Annotated in this window: 2 protein-coding genes; both read right to left on the minus strand. The window is 35.8% G+C overall.

The window, feature by feature from the left end:
- The coding region (locus tag JCM21531_RS17045) for a cohesin domain-containing protein (protein WP_038291608.1) at window positions 1-895 on the minus strand (895 nt) is incomplete at its 3' end.
- Between the two features lie 151 nt (window positions 896-1,046).
- On the minus strand, window positions 1,047-1,958 hold the full coding sequence (locus JCM21531_RS17050) for a cohesin domain-containing protein (RefSeq protein WP_038291610.1): 912 nt from the start codon (window positions 1,956-1,958) through the stop codon (window positions 1,047-1,049).
- Between the last annotated feature and the right edge of the window lie 24 nt (window positions 1,959-1,982).

Here is a 1,982-nt window from a genome sequence, read left to right on the forward strand (position 1 = left end):
TTAGGTATGTATATGTGCTACCGAAGTTCACTATACCCGCTGATTTGTTGTTCATTACAATCCTTGTCGGTCCGTATTCTTCATTCAGAAGTACTGTTTCCCCTGTTACAGGCCATGTCCTGGTCTCTATTGCTCCTCCTGTTGCAAGGTCAACTGCTTCAAGTACTGTAGGATCATACTTGATATTCAGCTGGTAGCCTCCGAAGTTTTTCATATTTTCTATCTTTATTGTTCCTGTTATTATGTCGCCTACTTTTACTTTTGTCTTGTCTAACTCCATTGATACATATGCGTCCTTCAATGGTTCTGCTTCAATAATTATAGGATCCGGTTGTATTACAGAATATCCGGTTATTATCTCTGAATCCCAGTTAAATAAATTTGTTCCTGATATTGCATCAGGCATTGTTAATGTATCTTCAAATTTAATTGATGTATTTTTACTTTTTAAAACTTTAAAGCCAATCTCACCAATTATACCTGTATGTTCATCTATTCCAACTGCTTTGTAATCGTTTGCATAAGTATATACACAGCCAAAATTAAGGATTCCCGACTTTATGTTATTAGCCACCATATTAGTCGGACCATACTCTTCATTCATTAACAAATTCCCATTAACAGGCATAGTACGCTCAGTAAACTCCGCTCCTGTTTTAGGATTTACCGGTTGTAAAACTTCAGGATCATATTTAATATTTAGTTGATATCCAGCTAAATATCTAACGTTGTTAATTTTTATTGTCGCCGTTATTATATCTCCTACATTAGCTGTGGTTTTATTCAGAACCATTTCTATACTTGGAGTTGTTTCTGCATAAGACATGTTTACAGATATGGTGGAGATCAATAGCAATAAAGTCAACAAAAATGATAATATTTTTTTATGCTTCATGAAGAAAAATTTCCCCCCCTCAACAGCTCATGTATAACATATAGCTCTTGATTTTTAATATGATTCTATCTAGTTTGGTTCTTAAACAATAAAAAAAGAGAGTTTTTTAGAGGAAGGATACTAGAGTATCCTTCCTCTAAAATTGTGAATATTACTCGTTGTAGCTCTCTGGTGTAGCGCCAAAGTGTTTTACAATAATCATTACGTCTTCCATATTAACTGCATTGTTTCTGTTAAGGTCAGCATTTACATTATAGAGTTCATCTGCAGAAGTAGTGTTAAAGCACTTAACAATTTCCATAACGTCTATCAAGTTGATAGAATCGTCTTTAACGATATCTCCTGCCCACATCATAATCGGAGCTGATGAAGTTGATACCACAGTATCTCCGGTTACTTTAACATTTGCAATCACTCTGTCTAAGTAGTTCGGTCTTGAAATCTTCAATGCATAGCCGGCTGCATTCTCAGGTACTCCAGCTATTTCGAAGTATCCGTTTGCATCAGTTACAGCAGACAAATCTGTTCCTACTACTTCAACTTTGAATCCAGCTTTTACAATTGGTCCGTTAGTTGAAGTGAAGCTGAAGTCTGGCAAAATGTATCCGGATACTTTATATCCTTCTATTACAGGTTCATCTTTTACAAGTACTCCACCGGTAATAAAGTCGGTAGGTATTTCTTTCAGATCGTTGTCTGCAAATGCACCAAACTCTTGAAGTGCTATTTCGCTAAATCCTAAAGGTGCTCTTTCATTTATAGTTACTATAATCTTTGCAAACAATCCATCTTCTTTAATTGCTTCTGTTCCTCTTCCGGTATTTTCAGCATACAGGAATACGATCATCTTATCTTCTGGATATATTGCAACATCAAAGCTGTCTCTAGGATTAATTACTATGTCTCCTGCTTCAACACTTTCAACAGTTAATACATTCGGATCATAGCTTAATACGAAGTCGCCGTTTGCTATTCCCTTTGAAGGTACACCGTACAAGTATATTGGTACTTCAACTCTATCTCCAGGTTTTCCAGAAGCTGTATCTATCTTAACTGTCAACATGTTCGGATCAATTGTTTGTGTTGG

Source organism: Acetivibrio straminisolvens JCM 21531 (genome assembly GCF_000521465.1).
GTDB classification, from domain to species: Bacteria; Bacillota; Clostridia; order Acetivibrionales; family Acetivibrionaceae; genus Hungateiclostridium; species Hungateiclostridium straminisolvens.

Coding starts and splice junctions, on each gene's coding strand:
- JCM21531_RS17050 (WP_038291610.1), bottom strand. CDS start 1,958: ATGTTGACAGTTAAGATAGATACAGCTTCTGGAAAACCTGGAGATAGA.